The sequence below is a fragment of the Kitasatospora sp. NBC_01302 genome, assembly GCF_035976515.1.
Taxonomy (GTDB): Bacteria; Actinomycetota; Actinomycetes; order Streptomycetales; family Streptomycetaceae; genus Kitasatospora.
Map to the genome: position 1 here is coordinate 1 of NZ_CP108406.1, position 21002 is coordinate 21002.

Consider the following 21002-nt stretch of genomic DNA (forward strand, 5'->3'; position numbering starts at 1 on the left):
CCACGGGCCTTCGGCCCGGGTTGCTTGCGCCTTCGGCGCTGCGCGGCGCCGTCGGCGCCGGTACTGCCCCGGCCTTTGGCCGGGGGCCCTCGGCTTCGCCGAGGGCTGGCCCGCGCGGTGCGCGGGCAGCGGGCCGGCTGCGCCGGCCGGATCGGGCTGCGCCCGATCGGGAGGGATGGCGGGCGCTGCGCGGGCTTGGCTGGTGGTGGGTCAACTCCGCGCTTCGCTGCGGAGTTGGGTGGGTGTCAGGGTCGGCCTTCGGCCCTCGGCGGGGTGGGGGTGGATGCCGGGCTTCGCCCGGGCTGGCTGTGGTGGCGGGTGGGGCGCTTCGCACCTTGGGGGTGGTTGGGTGACGGGTGGTCATGTGGTGGGGTCACTCGTTGGGGTGGTGGAGGGGCGGGCTTCTCCCTCGTGCATCAAAGACAGCAGCCCGCTAGACTCTGTGCTGTTAGCTGGGCTTCGGTAGGGCCTTCAGCCCGCTGGAACGGCGCGGTTTCAGTAGAGGAGAAATACAGTGGCTGAAAGCTCCTACGGAATCTATCTCGCTCGGTCCGCTGTGCGCCATAAGGCCCAGGGGAAATCTCCGGAGTATCTCGCCAACCAGGTGGGACAGGCTCGCTGGTGGGAGCGGGAGGCCGGCCTGCTGGACTACGGGCCCTCCGCGAAGGAAGAGGCTGACGAGTGGGAGCGGATTGCCGAGCTCGTCCGCGCCGAGGGGCTGGCTGCCTACGACGCGGCCCACGACGAGCAGGCCCAGGTTTGGGACGCGGAGTACCGGGACCTTGTAGCGGCACAGCAAGAGGGGACGCAGCGGCTTCGCCGCACCCGCCGGGTGGAGGCCGGGCAGCAGCTGGCGGTGGAGCTGTCCGCCAAGGCGGAGCAGCGCCTGGTGGCGCTGGCGGCTGGGTTGGGGGTGTCTGCGGAGCGGGTGCTGGAGGTCTTGGCGGAGAACGTCGAGAGCACCGGTGAGGGCTTGGTCCGCGTGCCCGGAGTTCGGGTTTCCCCTTCGCCGTGAATAGCTGAATTACCCGTACTGGTCCTACTCCCACGTCACCCGAATTCCAGCTGGAAGGAATTGCCCGTCATGTCTAAGAAGCTTCGTCCTAATCAGGAAGAGGCGTGTGACGCTTCGGTACGACTTCTGACGCTTCCGGCATCGGGTCTGGTGCCGCCGGAGGGGCTGCGGTGTCAGGTCCGGGCCGCGACGGGCTCGGGCAAGTCGCTGACGGCCGTGCACGTGGCCGGGCGGCTGCGCTCGGAGCGGACGCTGGTGCTGGTGCCGTCGTTGCCGCTGCTGGAGCAGACGGTGGCCGTGTGGAAGCGGGAGGGGCACGGCGGGCGGATGGTGGGGCTCTGCTCCCTCAAGGGCAGCGAGCAGCCGGGGATCGCGTGCACCACCGATCCGGTGGAGTTGATCCGCTGGACGGCCGGGCCGGAGCGGGTGACGGTGTTCGCCACGTACGCCAGCCTGGGCCTCGGCCACTTGGAGAAGGCGCATCAGGAGGGTTTGGAGCCGTTTTCGCTGGCGGTAGTTGATGAGGCTCACCGTGTCAGTGGCCAGGCTGGGAAGCCGTGGGCGGCGATCCTGGACAACACCCGGATCCCGTGTGACCGGCGGTTGTTCATGACGGCCACGCCGAGGTTGTGGGCCGTCAAGGAGCGGGATCGGGAGCGGGCGGCGGCGGCCGGCATCGGGGCGGCCGAGCTGATCGCGAGCATGGACGACGAGAGCCTGGCTGCCTTCGGCCCCATCGCCCATGACTATCCGCTCGGGCAGGCAGTGTCGGATGGCGTGATCGCCCCCTACCGCATCGTGTGCGTCGACGTCTCGGACCCGGTCCTCCAGGGGCTGGAGCAGCGTGGTGCGAGCGAGATGTCGGTGGAGTACCGGGGCGCGCGGCTGGCGGCCCTGCAGACGGCTCTGCTGACCGCTGCCGCCGAGTGGGACCTGGCCCGGGTGCTGTCGTTCCATCACATGGTTGCGGAGGCGCGGGCGCTCAGCACCGGGCTCCGGGATGTGGCGAAGGTGCTGTGGGAGCAGGACCCGGCGCTGCACGCGGCCCCGGAGCTGATCGGCACGAGCTGGCTGGAGTCCGAGCACACCACCGCCGAGCGGCGCAAGGCACTCGGCGACTTCTCCTCGCTGCTCGCCGACGACGGGCTGCGGCTGCTGCGCTACGTGCTCTCCTCGGTCAAGGTCTTGAGCGAGGGCGTGGACACGTTCGACTGCGACAGCGTGTTCTTCGCGGACGTGCGCGGCTCGATGGTCGACCTGGTGCAGGCTGTTGGCCGGGCGCTGCGGATGCACCCGGGCAGCGGGAAGGTCGCCACCATCGTCGTGCCGGTCATCCTCGGGCCCGGGGAGAGCGGCACGGAACTGCTCAGCTCGAAGACGTTCGACGGGCTCGCCAAACTGTTGATGGCGCTCCGCTCGCACGACGCCGCCGCCGTCGAGCGCCTGGCGATGCCGCAGTCCGAGACCCGGCCCCCGCGTGAGCCCAGGCACGCCGGCGACCCCGACGAACGCCGCTCAGGCGAAGCCGGGGAGCAGCTGCTGCAGTTCTCCACCCAGCGCGACCCGGCGCTGATCGCGGCGTTCGTGCGGACCCGGGTACTGGAGCCGGAGCGGGCCGAGTACCGACGGGGCCTGGAGGAACTGCTCGCCTACAAGAAGTCGTTCGGCGACGTGAAGGTCGCCTACGCCTATGTCGCCCCGTCCGGGCACCGGCTGGGCTCGTGGGTGGCCGACCAACGCCGCTACAAGGCGGCCGATGTGCTGGACGCCGAGCGGGTCAAGGAGCTGGACGAGCTCGGGATGGTGTGGTCGGTGTTCGACACGGCCTTCACCGACAACCTCACCGCGGTCGCCGGGTACGCCGCCGAGCACGGGCACGCCTGCCCGCCGAACGAGGCGGTGTGGGGCGGGCGGCCGGTCGGGACCATCCTCAAGAACCTGCGCACGGCGCAGCGGCGCACGGAGGCGCTGGAGCGCCGGGCCGAGGCCGGCGAACAGGGCCTTGACTGGACGGGGGCGCTGACCGCCGGCCGCAGGGCCGCCCTCGACGCGATCGACCCGGCGTGGTGCCCCCGCGGGCACACGGTGGAGTGGCAGCGCTGCTTCGCCCTGGCCTGGCGCCACGTCAAGGCCGGCGGCACACTCGCCGGAGCCGAGCCGGGCAGCATCGTCGTCCAGGGCGAGGACCTCGCCGGATGGGGCCGCGCCCAGCAGAGCGGCTGGGACAAGCTCGGCCCGGCCCAGCACTGGGCGCTGGAGCACGTCCTTGGACTCGAACCCCTGGCACCGGAGCAGAAGCCGGCCGCGAAGGTGACGCACGCGGAGAAGGAGGCTCGCAACCTCGCCGCCGCCGCCCAGTACCGCGCCCGCGAAGGACACCTCAACGTCCCCCGCATATACAAGGAACCCCTGGTCGTGGACGACGGCGCCGAAGATGGCGCCACCGTACTGATCAGCCTCGGCCTGTTCATCGCCAACAGCCGCAGCAGGCGCGCCGACATCCCCACCCACCGCGCCACACGCCTCACCGAACTCGGCATGCGCTGGGAATAGCCGGGCACCGAACACGGGCCGGGCCGCCATGGGTGCAACACGGCAACACCCGGCCCGTCTGAGGAGGGAAAGGCCAGGTCAGGGGTGCAACACGAGGCCCGCGTTGCACCCCTGTGTAGCAGTCGGCGGCTGGGGTGCGCGCGACCGGCGTCGGCCACGTCAAAGCTGTCCGGTGACACGGAACCTTGACTGATCGACAGGGAAGTCCCACCGAACGCAGCTCGTGACAGCGAAGTTGGATCGTCACGCGGCAATTTCCGAGTAGCTTGTCGTTCAGTACCGTTCCGGGGGCTCGCCGTATACCGAGGGCGACACCATCGCCGGCGGAGGGGGGCCGATGCCGATCTGCCCGCAGGGCCACGAGTCGCCGACCGATGACTACTGCGATGCCTGCGGCCGGCCGATGCGGACCACAGGCATTGAGGTGTCGAGTCACTCGCCTGTCGGCGCGATACCCTCCCCGCCATCCGTGCCCGTGGTGCACAGGGCCCGGCCGCGGAACGCGGCCAGCTGGCCGTCGAGGTCCTGGCAGATCCTGAAGACCTCACTCCTGGAGATGCCGGTGTCGGCACCCGGGGGCCTTGACCGGGTCGTCGACGGGGCGGGTGGAGACGCCGTGGACGCAGGCCTCCATGATGACCGTGTAGAGGGCCTGGTCGATGCGGCGGCGGCGCTCCAGCAGGGCGGGGAAGAAGCTTCCCGCGCGTAGCTCGGGGATGACCAGGTCCAGGTCGCCGGCCGCGGTACTCAGGATCTTGTCGCGGTGCCCGTTGCGGAACGCGGTGCGGGTCTCGGTGTGCTCGTTCCACCGGGCGCCGATCCTCGCCTCGGCCTCGATGAGCTCTTGGAGCATCCGCTCGGCGACCCCTCGGACTGTCGGCAACGGCTGAAATCGGGCCGGTTTGATCGGTTCAATCGTGGGCCATCGTGCGGTCTGTTCAGTCGTTGTCGGTGGTGCGGGTGCGGCCGAGTTCGCGGCCGCGCATGCGGTAGGACTCGCCTTTGAGGGAGTGGACCTCGGCGTGGTGGACGAGTCGGTCGATCATGGCGGCAGCGACGGTCTCGTCGCCGAAGGTCTCTCCCCAGCGTCCGAAGGGTTTGTTCGAGGTGACGATCACGCTGGCCCTCTCGTATCTGTTCGAGATCAGCTGGAAGAACAGGTTCGCGGCCTCTGATTCGAACGGGATGTAGCCGACCTCGTCGATCACGATCAGCGGGTAGCGGCCGAGCTTGACGAGTTCGTCCTGGAGGCGGCCGGCCTGGTGGGCGGCGGCGAGGCGGTCGACCCACTGGGCGGCGGTGGCGAAGGCGACCCGGTGGCCTGCCTGGCAGGCCCGAACCGCGAGTCCGGTGGCGAGGTGGGTCTTGCCGGTGCCCGGCGGCCCCAGGAAGATCGCGTTCTCCCGGGCGGCTATGAAGTCCAATGTTCCCAGATGGGACAGTTGTTGGCGCGTCAGACCGCGCAGGTGGGTGACGTCCAGCTCTTCGATGGTCTTGATCGCGGGGAAGCGGGCGGCTCGGATGCGGCCCTCGCCGCCGTGGCTGTCACGGGCGGAGACCTCGCGCTGCAGGCAGGCGACCAGGTACTCGAGGTGGGGTCCAGGACTCGGCCTGGGCGCGTTCGGCCAGACGCTCGGCGGCGTCCAGCAAGGCGGGGGCCTTCATCGCGCGGGCGAGGAAGGCCAGGTCGGCGGCGGTCTGCCGGCCCGTGCGGGAAGCCTGGCCGTCCGCCTTCGCCGTGCCGGAGGGTGTGGAGGCGGTGCGGGCCATCAGGTGTCCTCCTTCCCGGCGCCGCCCTCGATGAGGGTGAACATGCGGTCGTAAGTGCCCAGTTCACGTTGCTCGACGTCGATGCCCAGGCTGTCGGGCGCCAGCAGGGCGGCATGGGCGGTGGCCGCGCGGGCGGCCTGCTGGTGGATGACCTCGCCGCGCAGGACCTCGGCCGCGGTGGCGTGCTCGGGGTCGGTGATGCTCTGGTGCCTGGCCCAGCAGCGGGTGTGTCGGCCACGATGTCGTTGCCGGCGATGACGGTGACCTCCTCGTTGTCGGCGCGGACCATGACGGTGCGTCCGATCGCGCGCGGGTGGACGGAGTAGTCGTTGGTGTCGACGCGGATGTAGTGGTCGCGGCCGATGCGGGTGTGGAAGCGCCACCAGTGCGGCGGGGCGACGGGCGGGATCGACAGCATCGCGGCCCGGTCGGCCTCCCAGCGGTCCACCGGCCGGGCGCCGATGATCCGGTGCTGGCGCCGGTTGGCGATCTGCAGCCACGCGGTCAGCTGGTTGTTGAAGTCGTCGGGGCCGGTGAAGGTGCGGCCCGGCAGGAAGCTGGTCTCCAGATAGCCGTTCGCGCGTTCGACCAGGCCCTTCGCCTCCGGGTCGCGGGGCCGGCAGAGGTGGACCTTGACGGCGAGCAGGCCCGCGAACGCGGCGAACTCGCTGGTCAGCCTGCCTTTGCCGACGCCCGCCTCGTTGTCCCAGACCAGCATCTTCGGGACGGCGCCCCAGCCGTCAGCCAGCAGGCGCCAGTGGCCGTCGATCAGGTCGCCCGTCTGCCGGGAGGGCAGCATCCGGGCGGTGATCACCCGTGAATACCCGGAGACGATCACGAGGACAGGCGGGCGACCGGACTGGCCGTAGCCGAGCGGGATGTCCACGGCGGGAACCACAGGTCGCACTGGGCGAGCTCACCGGGCTGGTAGACCGTCCGCGAGACCGGATCGACCGGCAGATAGGCCGGCCGCAGCTCGCGCACCCGCTCACGCAGGATCGTCATCCCGCGCTGCCAGCCGATCCGCTCGGCGATGACGGTGACCGGCATCGTGGGAGTCGCCTTGAGCAACTCGCGGATCGCAGGCTCGACCGCATCCACCGCCGAGCCCTTCAGCGGACGCTGGTAGACCGGCGGCCGATCCGAGGCCAGGGCCCGCGACACGGTGCCTCTGGAGATCCCCAGCTGCCGGGCCACTGCCCGGGCCGACAGCCCCTCAGCCCGATACAGCCGGCGAATCTCGGCCCAGTCCTCCACGCAGATCACCCTCTCCTCCTCCTGACTCCAGACCCATGAAGTCAGAATGATCAAGAGATCGCAGAGTGGCCCGCTTTTTGATCCGCCGTCCGTGGTCCTCGTTTCACCCGTTGCCGACACCCGTGGGTTCATTGAGCCAGCCAAGCTCCCTGACGGCCTCGGCGGATGCCTGATCTGCAGGTCTGCCGAGATGCCGCCCGCTGTGGCGAATGCCGCCGATTCTTCAGGATCTCTGAAGTATCCTCAGCTGTCATGGTGATGCCGCCGGAAAGCTGAAGGGGAGGACGGATGGCGCTGGCTGTAGTGCGCGACCTGCGGCCCGATCTGCGGCTGGAGTCCGCTGAAGAAGTCGCCGCGTTCGAGCAGGATCTGCTGGCGGAGTTCGTGCTCGCCCGCGCTTCCGCCGGGGTGTTGGACGACACGATCCGTGCGGACGTCGGCGGGGTCCTCGGGCTGCGGGAGTGGTTCGGCCGACCGTTGTGGGAGATGCAGCCGCAGGACCTGGACCGGTACTTCGGCCGGCATCGCCGCGGCTCGGCACCGGGCACGAAGGTCCGCCCGGCCGCTGCGTTCGCCGTCTACTTCGAGTTCCTGGAGCTGAGGCACAAGGCGACGATCCACGCGGCCACCGGCGTGGTGGTCGAGTCGCCACTCGATGAGGTCAACCGGCCCCGCGGCGGCACCGCGTCTCGCCTTCGGATCCCGCCCTCGGCCGAGGAGGCGGCGAGGCTGTTCTCGGGCTGGCGGGAGGACATGGAGGCCGCGCGAAAGTACGCGCCGGCCGCGCGGAATTACACCGCCGCCCGTCTGACCAGCCTGATCGGCCCGCGAATTTCGGAGCTGTGCCTGCTGCGGGATCGGTGACGTCCGGTGGGACCTCGGACGGTTCGGCAAGATCCTGTTCAAGGGCAAGGGAAGCGTCGGCCGGGGGAAGAAGGAGCGGCTCGTCCCGCTGATCAACGGGGCTCGGGACCTGCTGGAGTGGTGGGTCACCGGCCCTCGCTGGGAGTTCGACGGCAGGGCGGAGGACCCTTTGGCACCGCTGTTTCCGTCTGAGCGCCGGTACGGCGACGGATCCAGTCGGGCGGTGACCGACGACGCGTTGCGGTCGGGGCTCGCCGAGGCGGTTGCACGCCATCTTCCGCACCAGATAGGCCAGTTGACGCCACACGTTCTGCGGCACTTCGCGGCCTCTGACCTCTATCGGAACGGCATGGACGTCGTGGCTATCCAGGAGATCCTCGGCCACGAGTGGCTCAACACCACCATGATCTACGTGCATGTTGAGCAATCCCACGTCGAGGACGCGGGGATCCGGGCCGGCCAGAGGGCCGCCGCGGGGGCGGGCCGATCAGCGGGCCGAGAGCACGCTCCTACCAAGCCACTCCACGGGGGACCCCAGGGCCGGCGGGGCGGCACATCAAGGACAAGCCACCGCGCAGCTGGCGGTTCTCCCGACGCAGCCTCGCCAGTTCCTCCTTCTCGGTGGCGTTCAGCCGATCGTCGCGCTCACCACGGTCGGCCTCGCCCTGGCGGATCCAGTTGCACAGAGCCTCGTAGTGCACCCCCAGGCCCCGAGCCAGCTATCGGATTACCGGCTTCGGGTCGGCGGCTCGGTACACGGCAACGGCTCGCTGCCCAACTCGAATGGATATTTCATCGATGCAACCATGGCAGAAAGCCCCCTATCACGACCTATCAGGGCGTGTCGGTAACCTTCCGTACCTCGGGGGAACCTCAACCAAACAGGGGGCCGGCCCGTCCTAAGGGCGGGAAAACCAGACGCTAGCTCCGGAGATCCCGACCTTCCCCCAGCCGGGTGAACCATCGTGTGCGGCCCGGGCGCAACCGTCTCCCGTCACGCGGTCCGGCGGCGCCGCGTGACGGGAGACGGTTGCGCCGCGCCTATTCCTCGTCCCGGACAGCCTTGATGGTGCGTCGACGCCTAGCATCCACGTTCCCCACCTTGCGCGGTGCCTCGGCACGCGCGTCAGGCGTGACCTCCGGGGCCTCCAGTGCCTCTGCGACCAGGCGGCGGATCTCCGGGTTGGAGGCGAAGAAGTAGCGGGGGTTGATCCGGTAGCGGGTCGGGTCGGGGTTCTCCACCAGGCGGAGGGTCTCCAGACGGGCGAGGGCGTCGTAGACCGTCGAGGTGGACGTCCCGCAGTCGTGCGCGATTTCCTCCACATCGGCGGTGATCAGTTCGAACACCGCACCCTGGGCAGTCAGCCACTCCAGGACGCTGCGCTGGGCAGCGCTCAGGTTCAGGGTGTAGACCGGCGGCATTCCGAGGGTCTCCGGGTCGAAGGATCCTCGGTCGTATCCGTGTGTGGCGGCATTCATCGGCTCGTCCCTCCGGTCGTGGTACGGCTGGCAACACGGCGTGGACCGGGCGTCTTAGCCGCGGCCTTCTCTGCTGCCTTCTTCGCCGCGTCGATGGCCTTCTTGTCCGGAGTGATGGCCGGCGGGTCCAACCTGCGGCACGCCTGGACCTGAGCCTCGCCGCTGCCCTCCCAGAAGCGGCGCGGGTTCAGCTGGTAGGTGGAGCTCCGAGGCGAGGTCTTCAGCAGGATGTTGAGCTTCACCAAGCGGGCGAGCGCCGTCTTCGCCGTGGTCTCGGTGACGTGGATGGCTGACGCCGCGGCCCCGGCGGTCACCTTGACGGCGGCGCCGGCGCCGCCGTTGGAGCGCACCCAATCGATGGTCGCCCACTCCGCCCCGGACAGCGCCAGCGAGTACAGCGGCGCGTCGTCAGTGTAGGCGTTGAGGGTGTAGGACCCGTCCATGGAGTGCGGGGTCCTCGCCTTGGGCGCAGGCAGCACCACTCCCGTGTCCATATCCACCAGGGCGATGTTGCCCCTGCGCGCCATCCCTGCTCCTCATCGTCCTGGTCGCTGTCCGGCATCCGGGCTACGGCCGGTCTGCCACCGGGTCCCTAGCAGCTGGTTTTCCAGACGTTAGCTCCAGAAAACCAGACCTACTAGCCATGAATCTACAGGACGACCCCAGAACAACTCGGGTATCCAGCATCGCGTCCTCCATTGGGGCCGCTCACTAGTCCCTGACGTAACGTCTGGTTTTCTGGCCTTAGCGTCTGATTTTTCAGCCGTTAACGAGGGCATAACCGCAGGTCAGGGGACATGTCCCCTTCTGTAGTAAAGGCGCGGGTGCGTGACCTGGGTTCCTGAGCGGGTGTCACACCAGCCCACCACTCAGGAGGACGTAACACCTGGCCTCAACCGCTCCGGTGGCTAACCCTCACTGTGATCGACATGAACTCCTTCCTCGTCAAGCGACATCAGCCACCTCACGGATTGCCCCCTCAACAGGTAGGAGTTTTCCCAAGCAATCCATACACCTGCAGGTGGCGATGCGAGGACCATGTGGTGCTGGTTTTTGACGTCCGGTGAGGCGAACAGTCACCGCCTTCACCGATCCGTCGTCGCCACCTGGCTGGAACGGTCTGTACCCCCGCTGCGCAAGCCCCTGCGGAGGGGCCACCCCGGGGCCCACTTGACACCACGGCGAGAGCACAGAACAGAGGAGACGTCTGTCGGCGAGGGAGGCGCCGGGGGGTGCAAGAGGAGACTGGCATCGATCTGACGGCCTACCAGCCCACCTGCCTGGGCCAGGACGTCGTCGATGACTGGCGGCAGAGCAGCTACGCGCGGGCGCCACCGCGGTCGGGACCAGTCCGGCTCCGGTCGGAACTGAGCGGCTCAAGGTCGTGCGCGGCCGCCGTGCCGCCGACCGCACCCTCACCGCCTGGGCCCGCACTCGCTCCGCCGACCTGCGCGTCCTGGCAACCCAGTTCTCCGCGCTCACCGACCTGGCCCCCGACGCCTCGCCCAGCGCAGAACTCAGTGCACGCCGCCCTCACGGCAGCGGACGCCGCCGACCTCATCGCCCCCCATGGCCACGACGCGCTCCACCTCGGCACTGGCCACGGCGACCTCGCCGCCCGCTTGGACGACCTCGCCCGCCACACCGACCGGGCTCCGCCATGACAGAAACCAACGGCGCGCCCGACCCTGCCCCCACCGCCGAGCTTTGGCACACCATCGACGAAGACCTCCGCACACAGATCCGGACCCGCGCGTAAGACGGAGACCGGTAAGGCCATGACCTCCATTGATGCCTGCCTGGCCAAGTTCGACGCCCGGCGCCGCCATCTCACCGATCACCCTTGGGGCGCTGAGCAGCGCGCACCGGCCGCCGAAGAAGCTGCCTGCGCCCCGAAGTCCCTCCCGCAAGAACCACGGTCTTCAATGGGATCCGGGTGCTCGCCGACGGCCCTAGCCTGATCGCCGGGCCAGCGGGCGAGGCGGGTCCAGCGGCGGCAGACACCGGGCCGGGGCGAGGACAGCAGCTGTGGACCATGTTCAGCGATACGCAATCAGCCTGTTCTCACTGATCGGCACACACACCCCGCCGCGCACCGTGGTCGTGCACCGGACGGCGGACATCATGGACGGCCTGCCCGTCTACGAGACCGGGACGGTACCACCAAGGCCGTCATCAGCCACGACCACGAAGCCCGGAGTCCTGGGCGCCGACGCCACTCCCACCGGTCCGACCCTGCCCGCCCACTCCTTACCGTGACCTGACAGCCCGGGCTCACCCTGGTGCTGGCCGGCATCACGATTCGGCACCGCGTGTGGCCATCAACGGGACCAGGTGGGTCCGTCGGCTAGGGCGACGGGGATACCGGCGAACAGCTCCTGGGCACCGAGCCCCGGCGCCGCAGCAGCGTCCCGGTCACTGCGGGCGCTACCAGGCCAAGCTCCGGCAGTCGGGGCGAAGATCCTCCGCTCAAGGCCGACTTGTCGCCTCGCGTGCCGTGCACCAGGGCTGGAGTCCGGTCACATGCCTTCGGGGTCGGTTTGGCACTCCCGTTGCCGGCCCATTCGAGTGGCTCCTCAGGTTCGACCTCGGGCGCGGATGTTGTCCGCGGACAACATCCCGGGCGGGAAACAGACGGGGCTCCGAGCTGTGTCCGGAGCGCTGGTACGACCACTGGCCCAACTCGCCAGTGCCTCGAGCAGCGTCTCGAGTTCCTTGGGGGAGCAGTCTTCTCACATCGCCTGTTCCGCAGCGGTCCCGCCCAGCTGCAGGACACGGTTCCTCGCTTCGTTGCAATCGAGGCCGGCCGCGACCAGCCCTTCGCCGAAGTCCTCGGCTGTGTTGTCCGCGGACAACACCTGCGATGCTGCGCTGGTGCTCTTCCCAGGACGTGCTGCAGCGACAGGGGCGGTTTCCGTGTGCGCCCGGGGGAGTGCGGCGCTCTCAATAGCACTCTGCCCGGACAGCTCTGTGGCCTCGGCTGGGCTGGACCTCGCTCTCGGCTCGTCCCTCAGCCTCGGGCTGGATGTTGTCCGCGGACAACACTGCCGCCGGCCCGGAGCCAGCGTTCCTCAAGGGATGCCCACAGCGCGGCGACAACGAGGGCTGTTTCCGTGCGTGCCTGGGGGACTGAGGCACTTTCGGTCGCCATCTGCCCGAGGTACTCCGTGCGAGCCTCGGGCTTCAGCTCAGGCGGCATGTTGTTGTCCGCGGACAACAACCCGATCGAGAGACGCGTGGGGCCCCAGACGAGTGTCCAGGGCCCCATGGGACGAGTGGCTAACTCATCAGCGCTTCGAGCAGCGCCTCGAGCTCCTCGGGGGAGCAGCCCTCTCGGATGGTCGCTGCCTGTTCTTCAGGGGTCTGACCCAGTTGCCGGACGCGGGTTCGTGCTTCGCTGGTCTCAGCAGGGTTAGCTGCGACCTGGCCCGCGCCGGAGTCCTCGGCTGTGTTGTCCGCGGACAACACAGCACGGCTGGCGCCCTCGCCCGCACTCGGCAGAGGCGACGCCAGCGCGTCTCCGGTGTTGTCTGCGGACACTACCGGTGGGGCCAGCGCGGGAGTGATGCCCTTCTTGGAGGTTGCTGTAGCGGCAACGGGGGCTGTTTCCGTGCGTGCCTGGGGGAGAGCAGCGCTTTCGATCGCCAGTTGCCCAGCCTGCCCGGCCTCGGGCAAGGGCTTGGCCTGGGGCGCGGGCTGGATGTTGTCCGCGGACAACATCCCCGACTTGGCGAGTGCCCTCAGCGCCCGGTCCTCCTCGCGGCGGGCGCGCTCCTCGGCCTTGAGCTGTTCAGCCAGTTCCAGGAGAGACTCGGCGTCGTGGCCGGGCTGTTCCTTGAGGGCACGCGCCAGGCGCCGGCCATAGCGTTCGGCGAGTTCTCCTGAGGCGACTGCCTCCTGAACGGACCAGGGCAGGGTGAGCAGTGCGACTTGGTTGCCGACCCAGGAGCGGTCCTTACCCCGGCGACGGCCGACCTCGGCCGCGTTGCCGTCGCAGGCGTCGAGGAGTTGCTTGATGCCGCGAGCGCGCTCGATGACGTCGAAGTCCTCACGTTCCTCGTTCTCGATCATGAGGTAGTCGAGGAAGTCGGCGCAGCTGGTGGTGAGGTCGTCGCGGACGACGAAGTCCAGGGCGTCGAGGCCGACGTGCTGGGCGGAGCGATAGCGCCGTTCTCCGTTGAGGAGGACGTGCTCGGCGCCGGCGGGCTTCAGGATGCCTTCGTGTGTGGGCCAGAGCTTGAGGTATGCCTCGCGGGTGACGGCAACACAGGCCGTGGTCTGCCTCTTGGCCAGGCTGTTGCCCAGCTCGGCGAGTTGATCCTCCGTGCCGTAATTGCGGCGCGGGTTCATCGGGCAGGGCGCGACATGGTCCAGCTGCAGGCGCTGTAGTTCGTACTCGGGGATGCTGCCCTCGGCCACTGCCTTGGCGCGTCCGCGTTCGCTGCGGGGGGCGCGGGCGATGCTCCCGAAGGAGCCGCTGCCGACGCGGTCTGCGACCCGGCTCATGAGGCGATCCTCCTAGCGATCTTGCGCATTGTCTCGGCCTGCTCGCCTTCGGGGGCGTAGACGAGTAGGGGCGTCTTCTGACGGACGGCTTCGCGCTGGTCCTTGAGCTCGTTGACCACAGCGATGACGCTGGGGCTTCCGATCGACTCCCAGCCCTCCAGGGAGGAGGTGACGACGTAGCCCTTGCGGGCGTCGTAGAGGTTCACGATGAAGCCCAGGTCGCTGATGGCGACGTCGAGGTCGTCGCTGAGGGCGTCGATCTGCTCGCGAAGGAGCTCATAGGCGTCTGCGGAGGAGTCCTCGGCCTGGACGGGGATGAGGATGCCCGAGGCGCCGGGTTCCTCGCCCTGGCGGGTGCGCACGTAGTAGAGCGCGTTGTCCATGGCGTAGCCCAGGGAGGGCGGGCAGTCGACCAGGACGATGTCGAAGTCCGCGTCGAGGGGGGCCAGGGCCTTTTCGAGTGCGGTCTCCTTGACGCGGACCTCGCGGGAGGTGACCAGCTTGGCGTCGAGAAGGAAGCCGTCGGTGCAGGCAGGCAGAAGGAACAGCCGCCCGCCGAAGGCCTGGCCGTCGATGGGCAGGAGGAGGTCCGGGAGTTCGCCCTGGCTCTCGCCGACCATGTGCTTCAGGAGACTGTCGCCCTTGAGGGCGAGGTGTTGGTGGCCGAGCTGCTTGGTGAGGTGACCCTGCGGGTCGAAGTCGATCATGCAGACGCGAAAACCCTGCTCGGCGAGGGCCTGACCGACGCCGGCGGTGATAGCGGTCTTGCCGACGCCGCCCTTCTGGTTGCCGAGGGCAACGCGGCGCGCGCCGGTGGGCCGGCGGTGACGCTGGGGGAGCGGGTGGGCATCCAGCCACAGGCTGATGGCCTGGGCGACGCCCTGGTTGTAGGGGATCTTCAGCGAGGAGCAGTCACCTCGGAAGGCGGCCAGCAGGCTAGTCGGTACGTAGGTGGAGAACGACTCGCTGCCGGTGGTGTCGATCGGGGCGAGGGGCTTGGCGGCACTCTGCCACGCCTTGATGCCCTCGGTCACGGCGTCCTGGATGTCGACTCCGACAGTGGCCGCGCGGATCTTCAGCTCGCGGCGCAGCTGAGGGGGGATTTTAGTAACTACCTTGTCCCGGTCTTCCGGGGCGCTGGGGGCAGACATAAGGGGAGTTTACTAACCACCAAGGTGGTTTCAAGTCCATCAGCGCGTGACACCGTGTCTCTTCTGCGCCATTTGCGAGATTCGCTCCCTGAGGAGCTGTCAAGCCACGGCGGATGGTGGTTGTTGTCCGCGGACAACAACCACCATCCGCCGGATGGCGTCCCGCTGTGTGGTGCAGCCAATCACGGGTGAGGCGTGCGCGGCCTCGCGTGGGCGGCGGTGCCGAAGCTGTGCCCGCTCCCCACCGACATCGGCCTGAGCTTCCCCCGGTGCGCCGGAGATGCTGGTCAGGCTAAAGGGGCTGACGGATCTTCAGGAAGCTATTCACGTGCGGTCAGCAGATTCAACGGCTCGCGGGGCGCCTGGCCTGCGCAGCAGGTGCGACCAAGCTCGACCACCCCTCAAGTGATTCGAGTGATGCTGTGGGTAACATCAGTCTGCTAAGGGGAGTGGGGTTTGGCAGGGTTCCCGTCGTGGATGGTCCGATATCCCTGGCACAGCTGCTTGCAGCGACTGCTCGAAGGGCTCTGGGCAGCTGGCAGTCTCTGGTACGCAGCGCCACCACCACCAAATGGTGATACCCACGAGGCTGTACTCACATCCGATGGACTGCCGGGCCCGGGGCATCCGGAGCAGCTCGCGATGCACTCAGGAATGCCGCCACACGAACTTCAAGCCTGGAATGAGATCACGCGTTACCTCGGGACTTCGTGAACGCCAGCTTTGAGGGGCTGTCAACCTCAGGGTAGATGAGGGCTGCTGGGCTGGACGGCCTCCCCCGGATGGCTAAGTAGGGGCGGGGAATGGCGCGATGGATACTGTTAACGCTCCGTTTCCAGTCTCCGGCGCTTCCAAGCGGTTCGTGTCCGGTTTCGTGGTGCAACCGATCAGTCGGTGGGCGTGTTGAGGTCGTTGGGTAGTGCGGGGGCGGTTTAGGGGAGCTTAGTGGGGTGGATCCGGCCCGAGGGCGGGCGATCCACTCGTCGTGGAGCTCGAAGAGCACAGCATGACCAGTCGCGGGTGCGGGTCGTCGTTCGGGAGGACCTGGATGACGTCGGTGGGACGTTTGACATAGCGGTTGATCCGTTCGAGCGGCATCGTCTTCACCTTTCCGAACTGCGTGCCGAGTATGTCGGTGACGGTGTCGAGCTGGGTTCGGATCACGTCGCCGGCCGACTGGGCGAGGAGTGTGCGGATCGTCGCGGCGACCTTCCCCGCCGCCTCCTTTCTGATCATGTCGAAGACGTGGCGCAGGAAGTGAACGCGACAGCGCTGGTAGGTGGCCCCTCCGGATCGCTTTGACCAGACCTGAGTGGTGGTCTGCTCCCCGGCCGTCGTTTGGGGCCAGCCGGGTCCAGGTCGCCGGCCTGGATGGTCAGTGTCTGGTCCCGGTGGCCGTTGCGAAACGCGCTACGGCTGACGGTGCGCTCGTTGCACTTTGCGCCGGTCCGGTCCGTGGCCTCGATCAGCTTCTGGAGCATCTGCTCGGCGACACCACGGACGAGTTCGAGCCTGTCCGATGAACGTCGTGACTCCAGCAGCGGGGCAGGTCATGCTGGGGGCTGGGACAGGGCCACTGCGATCGGCTGCATCACGCGATCGGACGCCATCTCGAACCGTGCCGGCAGTCCTCCCGCACACGGCTTTCCGACATCGTTCACCGGCTGGTAGCCCGGGGCGTCCCACAACGGTGCGCCCGCTCGACCGGGGCTCGATCCGGGCGCCGGATAGTGCCTGATATGACACATGCGAAGGCAGTCGGCGGTGCTGCAGACGAGGGGCGCGCACGGGTGGGGGATCTGCTCGCCGCTGCGGCCAAAGCGCATGCCGAGCGGATCGCTCTGGTAGCCGGCTCCGAAGAGCTCGACTTCGCGACCCTGGACCGGCGTGTGTCCACTCTGGCGAGCGCGCTGGCTGGTGATCTGGAAGGACTGCACAATAACGTGGCCGTGGCGGCGACCTTGCACCCCGACTTCGCCGTCGCCTACTACGGGGTCGCTCGGGCAGGGCAGACGGTCACCGTGGTCAATCCTTACCTGCGTGAGGAAGGGCTGGCCTTCGTTCTTGGCCTGAGTGCGGCTCGGATCGCTTTCCTCGACGCCGGGCTGGCGGCGAGACTGGCCGCGGTCCGCCACCGGCTGCCGGCGTTGCGGAGAGTAGTGGTCATTGGCGAGGAGGGCGACCTGACGACGTTCCTCGCGGGCGCGTCCGGGACCGTGAGTCACGCGCCCGTGGGGACGGACGACGTGGCCTGTGTTCACTTCACCAGCGGAACGACCGGGACGCCCAAGGCAGTTCTGCTCAGCCACGGGAATGTCGTGACGAATGCCGCGCAGGTGGCGCAGGCTCAGTTGCTGACGAGCTCCTCCGTCACGGTCAATCATTTGCCTACGTTCCATCCGATGCACTTGAACTCGACGGTTCTGACCGGGGCGACACACGTGCTGTGCGCTTCGTCGGATCCCGGCGACGCCGTGGCACTGGCGAACCGGTATCGGGCCAGCCACTTCTACAGCCTGCCGGTTCGCCTGGCCCGGATGACGACGGAACTGGGCGGGTTGGCCATGCCGACGGTCCGTTGGATCGCTTCTGGGGGTTCTGCGCTGGCGCCGGCCGCCGCGCGGGCGCTCAGCGAGCACTTCGGGGCACGGGTGTTCCAGGGATACGGACTGGCAGAGACATCGCCGCTCACCCACTGCGACGACCCCGACAGTCCCACGCCCGGTTCGGTCGGGAAGCCGGTCCGGGGTACCGAGTGCCGTGTGGTGGATGTGGAGACGCGTGCGGTACTGGTCGCTGGACAGACCGGTGAGGTGCAGGTGCGCGGGCCTCAGCTGATGAAGGGGTACTTGCGCAGCCCTGCTGACACCGGCATCGGGACTGACGGCTGGTTCAGCACCGGCGATGTCGGACGGGTGGACCAGGACGGACGGTTGTTTCTCGTCGATCGACTCAAGGATGTCTTCAAGTGCGACAACTTCCTCGTTTCACCCGCTGAGGTCGAACAGGCTCTGCTCGCCCACCCGAAGGTTACCGACGCGGCCGTGGTCGACCTACCCGACGAGTTCAGCGGCGCGGTGGTCGGTGCGGTGCTGGTCACCGAGGAGACGGACGACGTCGCTTCGATTACCGCCGATGTCAACGATCGGCTCCCGTACTACCAGCAGGTCCGCGATGTCGTCGCCGTGCCGGAGATTCCTCGTTCGCCCAACGGCAAAATCCAGCGGCATGCGATCCGTGCTGTTCTTACCGATCGGACCGCTGAGAAGGGAACCCCCATGAGTGAGGCACGTCTTTTCACCGTGATCAACGCGTTCACCTGCAAGCAGGACGGTGACGCCGATGCTTTTGAGTCCCACTTCGCGCAGCACGTCCAGTGGATGCGTGGGCAGGACGGCTTCCATTCGCACCAGGCTGTGCGTGTCACCAGCAAGGACGGCACCTACATCAACATCGGTCGATGGCGGTCGGCGCAAGCCTTCCAGCAGGTAGTGGCCAGCGAGGTGTTCCAGCAGCATGCCAAGGAGTTCCACGAGCTGGTGGACGTGAGCATCAATCCTTCGGCCCAGGTGTTCACCGTCGGCCAGGACGTACCCGCGGGGCCTGCTGTCGTCGTCGAGACATTGACCACGTACGGCGATGCCGTGGCCTTCGAGCAGAAGCTGGCCGACCACTCGGCCTCGCTGCTTGGCGTGGCCGGGTTCCAGCGAGCCGAGCTGAGCAAGTCGCTGCCCAACCCGGGCACTTACACGTTCATCACCTGGTGGACCGACGCCGAGGCCGCGCGTGCCGTGGAGAGCGGACAGCCCGAGGCTGCGCTGCGGGTTGCCGAGCAGGCCGAACACCTGCTGTCCGGGCACGCGGGCTGAACCGTGGAACACCAGATGGACACCGACGTGTGCGTGGTCGGGGCGGGGCCCGCCGGGCTCGTACTGGCCATGCTGCTGGCTCGGTCCGGCGTGCGTGTCGCGGTGCTGGAGAAGTCCAGCGCCCGGCAGCGGCCGTTCCGCGGTGAGATCCTGCAGCCGGGAGCGCTGGCCATCCTCGACGAGCTCGGCGTGCTGGCCGGTGCGCGAGCGCAGGGCTACCACGAACACACGGGCTTCCAGGTGGTGGAGCAGGGTCGTGTCCTGCTGGACATCGACTACCGTGCCCTGCCGGGCCCCTACAACCACCTGCTCAGCGTCCCGCAGGCACACGTGCTCGACGAGCTGCTGCGCCTCTGCGGCGAGTACGAGGGGTTCTCGTACCATGAGGGGGTGCGTGTGGACGGTCTGCTCCACGACGGTGACTCGGTCACCGGAGTCACCGCCGGCGAGCACACGGTACGGGCGAAGGTCGTGGTCGGCGCGGACGGCCAGTTCTCGAAGGTGCGTCGGCTGGCCGGGATCGACGCGGGTCGGCAGGAGTCGTTCGACTCGGACGTCCTGTGGTTCAAGCTGTCAGGCGTGGACGGAGCAGCCACCTCGGTACGGGTCTTCCGGGCGGGCGCCAACCCCGCGCTGGTGTACCGGTCATGGCCGGACAAACTTCAAGTCGGCTGGACGTTGCCGCACGGTGGATACCGCGAGCTGGCCGCGCGGGGGATCGGCCACATCAGGGCGGAGCTGGTGAGGGCGCTGCCTCCGTACGCCGACCTCATCACGGAGCAGGTCACGTCGCTGAAGGACGTGCGTCTGCTCGATGTGTTCGGGGGCCGGGCCGAGCGGTGGGCGTTGGACGGCCTCGTGCTCGTTGGCGACGCGGCTCACACACACAGTCCAATCGGGGCCCAGGGCATCAACCTTGCCATCCAAGACGCTGTCCTGGTACATCCGATCCTCGTGGAAGCCTTGCGGCAGAGCGACTTCGGCGTACAGCGGTTGTCATCGTTCGAACATCTGCGCACGCCGGACGTGGCGAAGGTGCTGCGGATGCAGGCGATGCAGTCCAAGGCAATGCTGTCGACCGGGTTCGCGGCCACCAGAATCCGACCGAAGCTGGCCTGGGTCGTCAAACACACACCCCTGTACCACAAGGTACTCGACTACGTGGCGTACGGGAACCGCTCCATCAGGGTGGACCAGAGCGTGTCCATCCGCTGAGCGGCTCCGGCGGGGATCTGGAAAGCCTGCGGTCAGCGGCCCTTGCTGCCGCCGGCGTTCCAGGACCCTGTCACGGTCGCGGCCGGCCTTCGAGGTCGGCGCACGCACCCGCGTGCCTGCCGCCGGAGCGAACGGGCAGATCCTGCTCCAGGACAACTCGGGCCACGAGGCCGACAAGGTCGCCGAGAAGATCGCCACCAGCCAGGCGCTGTTCAGACTCGGCGTACCGCGGAGCCAACCGCTGCGGCGGGCCGTCGCCCAGGTCCACGAGGGCGACAGGACCGACGCGGTCGACTACCCGGACGCGCAGGTCGCACGCCGGCCACGTGCCTGCCTGCTGGCCGCAGCGCACGGAGGTGATCGCCCGCCAGGTGTGCTGCGACGCAGCCGCCCTGTCGGCGGACCCACGCTCGCGCTGCTCGTGCGCCGTCGGCAAGGACCGGGAACCGCCGACGGGAGCCAGCCCGCCTGAGGCCCTGCTGACCGTCAACTCGCAGGCCGCTCCTCAGACGCTCGCCGGTTCGACCCTCACGGCCAGGGGTAAACCGGCGAGCGTCATCGACAGGCTCTCCGACCTGAGAACCCGGTACGGTCAGGAGTCGTGGACCCGCCCGGGAAGGAGGGTGAACACCCCTGGCCTCTCCTCGGCCAGCCAACCTCGTACGGCCAGACGCTTCGCTTTCGACCGCACCCCCTCGACCTTCGCGGGGACCGCCTCCAGGCCGAGCGCAACGGCGAGCTGACGGCAGTTCATCGCCTGTCCTCCTGGCCCGCTTCCACCGGCCAGGATGTCCATGATCCGCCGGTAGTCCAGCGCCAGTACCCCAACATCGAGCCCCTCGTGCCACACCGGCACCACCGAACCGGGCACCGCAGCGGCGACCTGTACCGGCTGCTTGCTGACGCAGGCCGCAGCCGCTGGCGGCACATCGCCCGCGTGAGGTTCCGCCAGGACCCGGCCGACCACCTCCCGAGCGATCACGAGCCGCTCACAGACGGCCTCCGCTTCTATCAACTCGGCTTGGAGAGCCTCCACCCGTTGCCGCGCGGCGCGCTCACGCTCTTCCAACAACCCCATCATCGACGGCATCCCAGCACCTCCACCGACGAAACGACACAACCTTTCACCTTTGCCGTAGAGACAGCAACATCCCACCTGACCAGCAAAAACACACACATCACTCTCGTAAGGACAATGGGCTTCTAAGAGGCGAGGACGGATTGTTGCGGCAGCCTCTGAGGAGGATCCTCGAACCCGTCCAGGAGAATTGGAGTCCCCGGCCCCCGGGGCACGGGAAGCATGCGAGAGCCGGCGACGAGGCC

At 68.4% G+C, this 21002-nt stretch carries 15 protein-coding genes and 4 pseudogenes; 8 read left to right on the top strand and 11 right to left on the bottom strand.

The window, feature by feature from the left end:
- The first annotated feature begins 514 nt into the window (after nucleotides 1-514).
- On the top strand, nucleotides 515-1015 hold the full coding sequence (locus OG294_RS40240; RefSeq protein WP_327064252.1) for a hypothetical protein: 501 nt from the start codon (nucleotides 515-517) through the stop codon (nucleotides 1013-1015).
- Nucleotides 1016-1084: 69 nt separating this feature from the next.
- Nucleotides 1085-3568 carry a DEAD/DEAH box helicase gene (locus tag OG294_RS40245; protein WP_327064254.1) on the top strand — a complete coding sequence of 828 codons (2484 nt, stop codon included), beginning with the start codon at nucleotides 1085-1087 and terminating at the stop codon, nucleotides 3566-3568.
- Nucleotides 3569-4051: 483 nt separating this feature from the next.
- Here OG294_RS40245 and OG294_RS40250 read toward each other — a convergent pair.
- From OG294_RS40250 to istA, 3 pseudogenes are all read right to left on the bottom strand, one after another.
- Nucleotides 4052-4475 (bottom strand): annotated as a pseudogene (locus tag OG294_RS40250) (transposase); the annotation flags it as partial.
- A 31-nt stretch (nucleotides 4476-4506) separates the two neighbouring features.
- Nucleotides 4507-5338 (bottom strand): annotated as a pseudogene (gene istB, locus OG294_RS40255) (IS21-like element helper ATPase IstB).
- A pseudogene (gene istA / locus OG294_RS40260) lies at nucleotides 5338-6604 on the bottom strand (IS21 family transposase). Before istA ends, istB begins: the two co-directional pseudogenes overlap by 1 nt.
- A gap of 279 nt (nucleotides 6605-6883) precedes the next feature.
- Here istA and OG294_RS40265 point away from each other — a divergent pair.
- Nucleotides 6884-7931: pseudogene (locus tag OG294_RS40265) on the top strand (tyrosine-type recombinase/integrase); the annotation flags it as partial.
- A gap of 37 nt (nucleotides 7932-7968) precedes the next feature.
- Here OG294_RS40265 and OG294_RS41320 read toward each other — a convergent pair.
- The 3 genes from OG294_RS41320 to OG294_RS40275 form a co-directional block, all read right to left on the bottom strand.
- A complete protein-coding gene (locus OG294_RS41320) occupies nucleotides 7969-8178 on the bottom strand; it encodes a transposase (protein ID WP_442789299.1) in 210 nt (69 codons plus the stop codon).
- Nucleotides 8179-8500: 322 nt separating this feature from the next.
- Nucleotides 8501-8938 carry a MarR family transcriptional regulator gene (locus OG294_RS40270; protein WP_327071950.1) on the bottom strand — a complete coding sequence of 146 codons (438 nt, stop codon included), beginning with the start codon at nucleotides 8936-8938 and terminating at the stop codon, nucleotides 8501-8503.
- Nucleotides 8935-9465 carry a MarR family transcriptional regulator gene (locus tag OG294_RS40275; protein ID WP_327071951.1) on the bottom strand — a complete coding sequence of 177 codons (531 nt, stop codon included), beginning with the start codon at nucleotides 9463-9465 and terminating at the stop codon, nucleotides 8935-8937. The genes OG294_RS40270 and OG294_RS40275 overlap by 4 nt, the downstream gene beginning before the upstream one ends.
- 1501 nt (nucleotides 9466-10966) lie before the next feature.
- Between OG294_RS40275 and OG294_RS41325 the strand changes: the two genes are divergently transcribed.
- Nucleotides 10967-11197 (top strand): DUF6296 family protein, encoded by a 231-nt coding sequence (locus OG294_RS41325; RefSeq protein ID WP_442789398.1) that lies wholly within the window; start codon nucleotides 10967-10969, stop codon nucleotides 11195-11197.
- 1020 nt (nucleotides 11198-12217) lie between these two features.
- Here OG294_RS41325 and OG294_RS40280 read toward each other — a convergent pair.
- Together OG294_RS40280 and OG294_RS40285 are read right to left on the bottom strand one after the other, a co-directional pair.
- On the bottom strand, nucleotides 12218-13444 hold the full coding sequence (locus OG294_RS40280) for a ParB/RepB/Spo0J family partition protein (RefSeq protein WP_327071952.1): 1227 nt from the start codon (nucleotides 13442-13444) through the stop codon (nucleotides 12218-12220).
- A complete protein-coding gene (locus OG294_RS40285) occupies nucleotides 13441-14595 on the bottom strand; it encodes a ParA family protein (RefSeq protein ID WP_327071953.1) in 1155 nt (384 codons plus the stop codon). Before OG294_RS40285 ends, OG294_RS40280 begins: the two co-directional genes overlap by 4 nt.
- A gap of 477 nt (nucleotides 14596-15072) precedes the next feature.
- Between OG294_RS40285 and OG294_RS41330 the strand changes: the two genes are divergently transcribed.
- Nucleotides 15073-15309, top strand: a complete 237-nt coding sequence (locus OG294_RS41330) for a DUF6059 family protein (protein ID WP_442789399.1) — start codon at nucleotides 15073-15075, stop codon at nucleotides 15307-15309.
- 228 nt (nucleotides 15310-15537) lie between these two features.
- On the opposite strand, the gene OG294_RS40290 is transcribed toward OG294_RS41330, so the two are convergent.
- Both OG294_RS40290 and OG294_RS40295 read right to left on the bottom strand, forming a co-directional pair.
- Entirely contained in the window at nucleotides 15538-15831 is a 294-nt protein-coding gene (locus OG294_RS40290; protein ID WP_327071954.1) for a hypothetical protein, read from the bottom strand.
- On the bottom strand, nucleotides 15828-16076 hold the full coding sequence (locus tag OG294_RS40295; protein WP_327071955.1) for a transposase: 249 nt from the start codon (nucleotides 16074-16076) through the stop codon (nucleotides 15828-15830). Before OG294_RS40295 ends, OG294_RS40290 begins: the two co-directional genes overlap by 4 nt.
- Nucleotides 16077-16334: 258 nt before the next feature.
- Between OG294_RS40295 and OG294_RS40300 the strand changes: the two genes are divergently transcribed.
- The 3 genes from OG294_RS40300 (at nucleotide 16335) to OG294_RS40310 (ending at nucleotide 20151) form a co-directional block, all read left to right on the top strand.
- Nucleotides 16335-18464 (top strand): AMP-binding protein, encoded by a 2130-nt coding sequence (locus OG294_RS40300; RefSeq protein WP_327071956.1) that lies wholly within the window; start codon nucleotides 16335-16337, stop codon nucleotides 18462-18464.
- A 15-nt stretch (nucleotides 18465-18479) separates the two neighbouring features.
- Nucleotides 18480-19679 (top strand): FAD-dependent monooxygenase, encoded by a 1200-nt coding sequence (locus OG294_RS40305; RefSeq protein ID WP_327071957.1) that lies wholly within the window; start codon nucleotides 18480-18482, stop codon nucleotides 19677-19679.
- 112 nt (nucleotides 19680-19791) lie between these two features.
- On the top strand, nucleotides 19792-20151 hold the full coding sequence (locus OG294_RS40310) for a hypothetical protein (protein WP_327071958.1): 360 nt from the start codon (nucleotides 19792-19794) through the stop codon (nucleotides 20149-20151).
- A gap of 120 nt (nucleotides 20152-20271) precedes the next feature.
- Here the strand turns inward: OG294_RS40310 and OG294_RS40315 are convergent, their stop codons facing one another.
- Nucleotides 20272-20769, bottom strand: a complete 498-nt coding sequence (locus tag OG294_RS40315; RefSeq protein WP_327071959.1) for a hypothetical protein — start codon at nucleotides 20767-20769, stop codon at nucleotides 20272-20274.
- Between the last annotated feature and the right edge of the window lie 233 nt (nucleotides 20770-21002).

What these genes read in the sequence shown, in the direction of transcription:
- OG294_RS40315 (WP_327071959.1), bottom strand. Translation starts at nt 20,769, where the DNA reads ATGCCGTCGATGATGGGGTTGTTGGAAGAGCGTGAGCGCGCCGCGCGG.
- OG294_RS40295 (WP_327071955.1), bottom strand. Translation starts at nt 16,076, where the DNA reads ATGCTCCAGAAGCTGATCGAGGCCACGGACCGGACCGGCGCAAAGTGC.
- OG294_RS40280 (WP_327071952.1), bottom strand. Translation starts at nt 13,444, where the DNA reads ATGAGCCGGGTCGCAGACCGCGTCGGCAGCGGCTCCTTCGGGAGCATC.
- OG294_RS40305 (WP_327071957.1), top strand. Translation starts at nt 18,480, where the DNA reads ATGGACACCGACGTGTGCGTGGTCGGGGCGGGGCCCGCCGGGCTCGTA.
- OG294_RS41330 (WP_442789399.1), top strand. Translation starts at nt 15,073, where the DNA reads ATGGTCCGATATCCCTGGCACAGCTGCTTGCAGCGACTGCTCGAAGGG.
- OG294_RS40285 (WP_327071953.1), bottom strand. Translation starts at nt 14,595, where the DNA reads ATGTCTGCCCCCAGCGCCCCGGAAGACCGGGACAAGGTAGTTACTAAA.
- OG294_RS40300 (WP_327071956.1), top strand. Translation starts at nt 16,335, where the DNA reads ATGACACATGCGAAGGCAGTCGGCGGTGCTGCAGACGAGGGGCGCGCA.
- OG294_RS40290 (WP_327071954.1), bottom strand. Translation starts at nt 15,831, where the DNA reads ATGATCAGAAAGGAGGCGGCGGGGAAGGTCGCCGCGACGATCCGCACA.
- OG294_RS40245 (WP_327064254.1), top strand. Translation starts at nt 1,085, where the DNA reads ATGTCTAAGAAGCTTCGTCCTAATCAGGAAGAGGCGTGTGACGCTTCG.
- OG294_RS40275 (WP_327071951.1), bottom strand. Translation starts at nt 9,465, where the DNA reads ATGGCGCGCAGGGGCAACATCGCCCTGGTGGATATGGACACGGGAGTG.
- OG294_RS40270 (WP_327071950.1), bottom strand. Translation starts at nt 8,938, where the DNA reads ATGAATGCCGCCACACACGGATACGACCGAGGATCCTTCGACCCGGAG.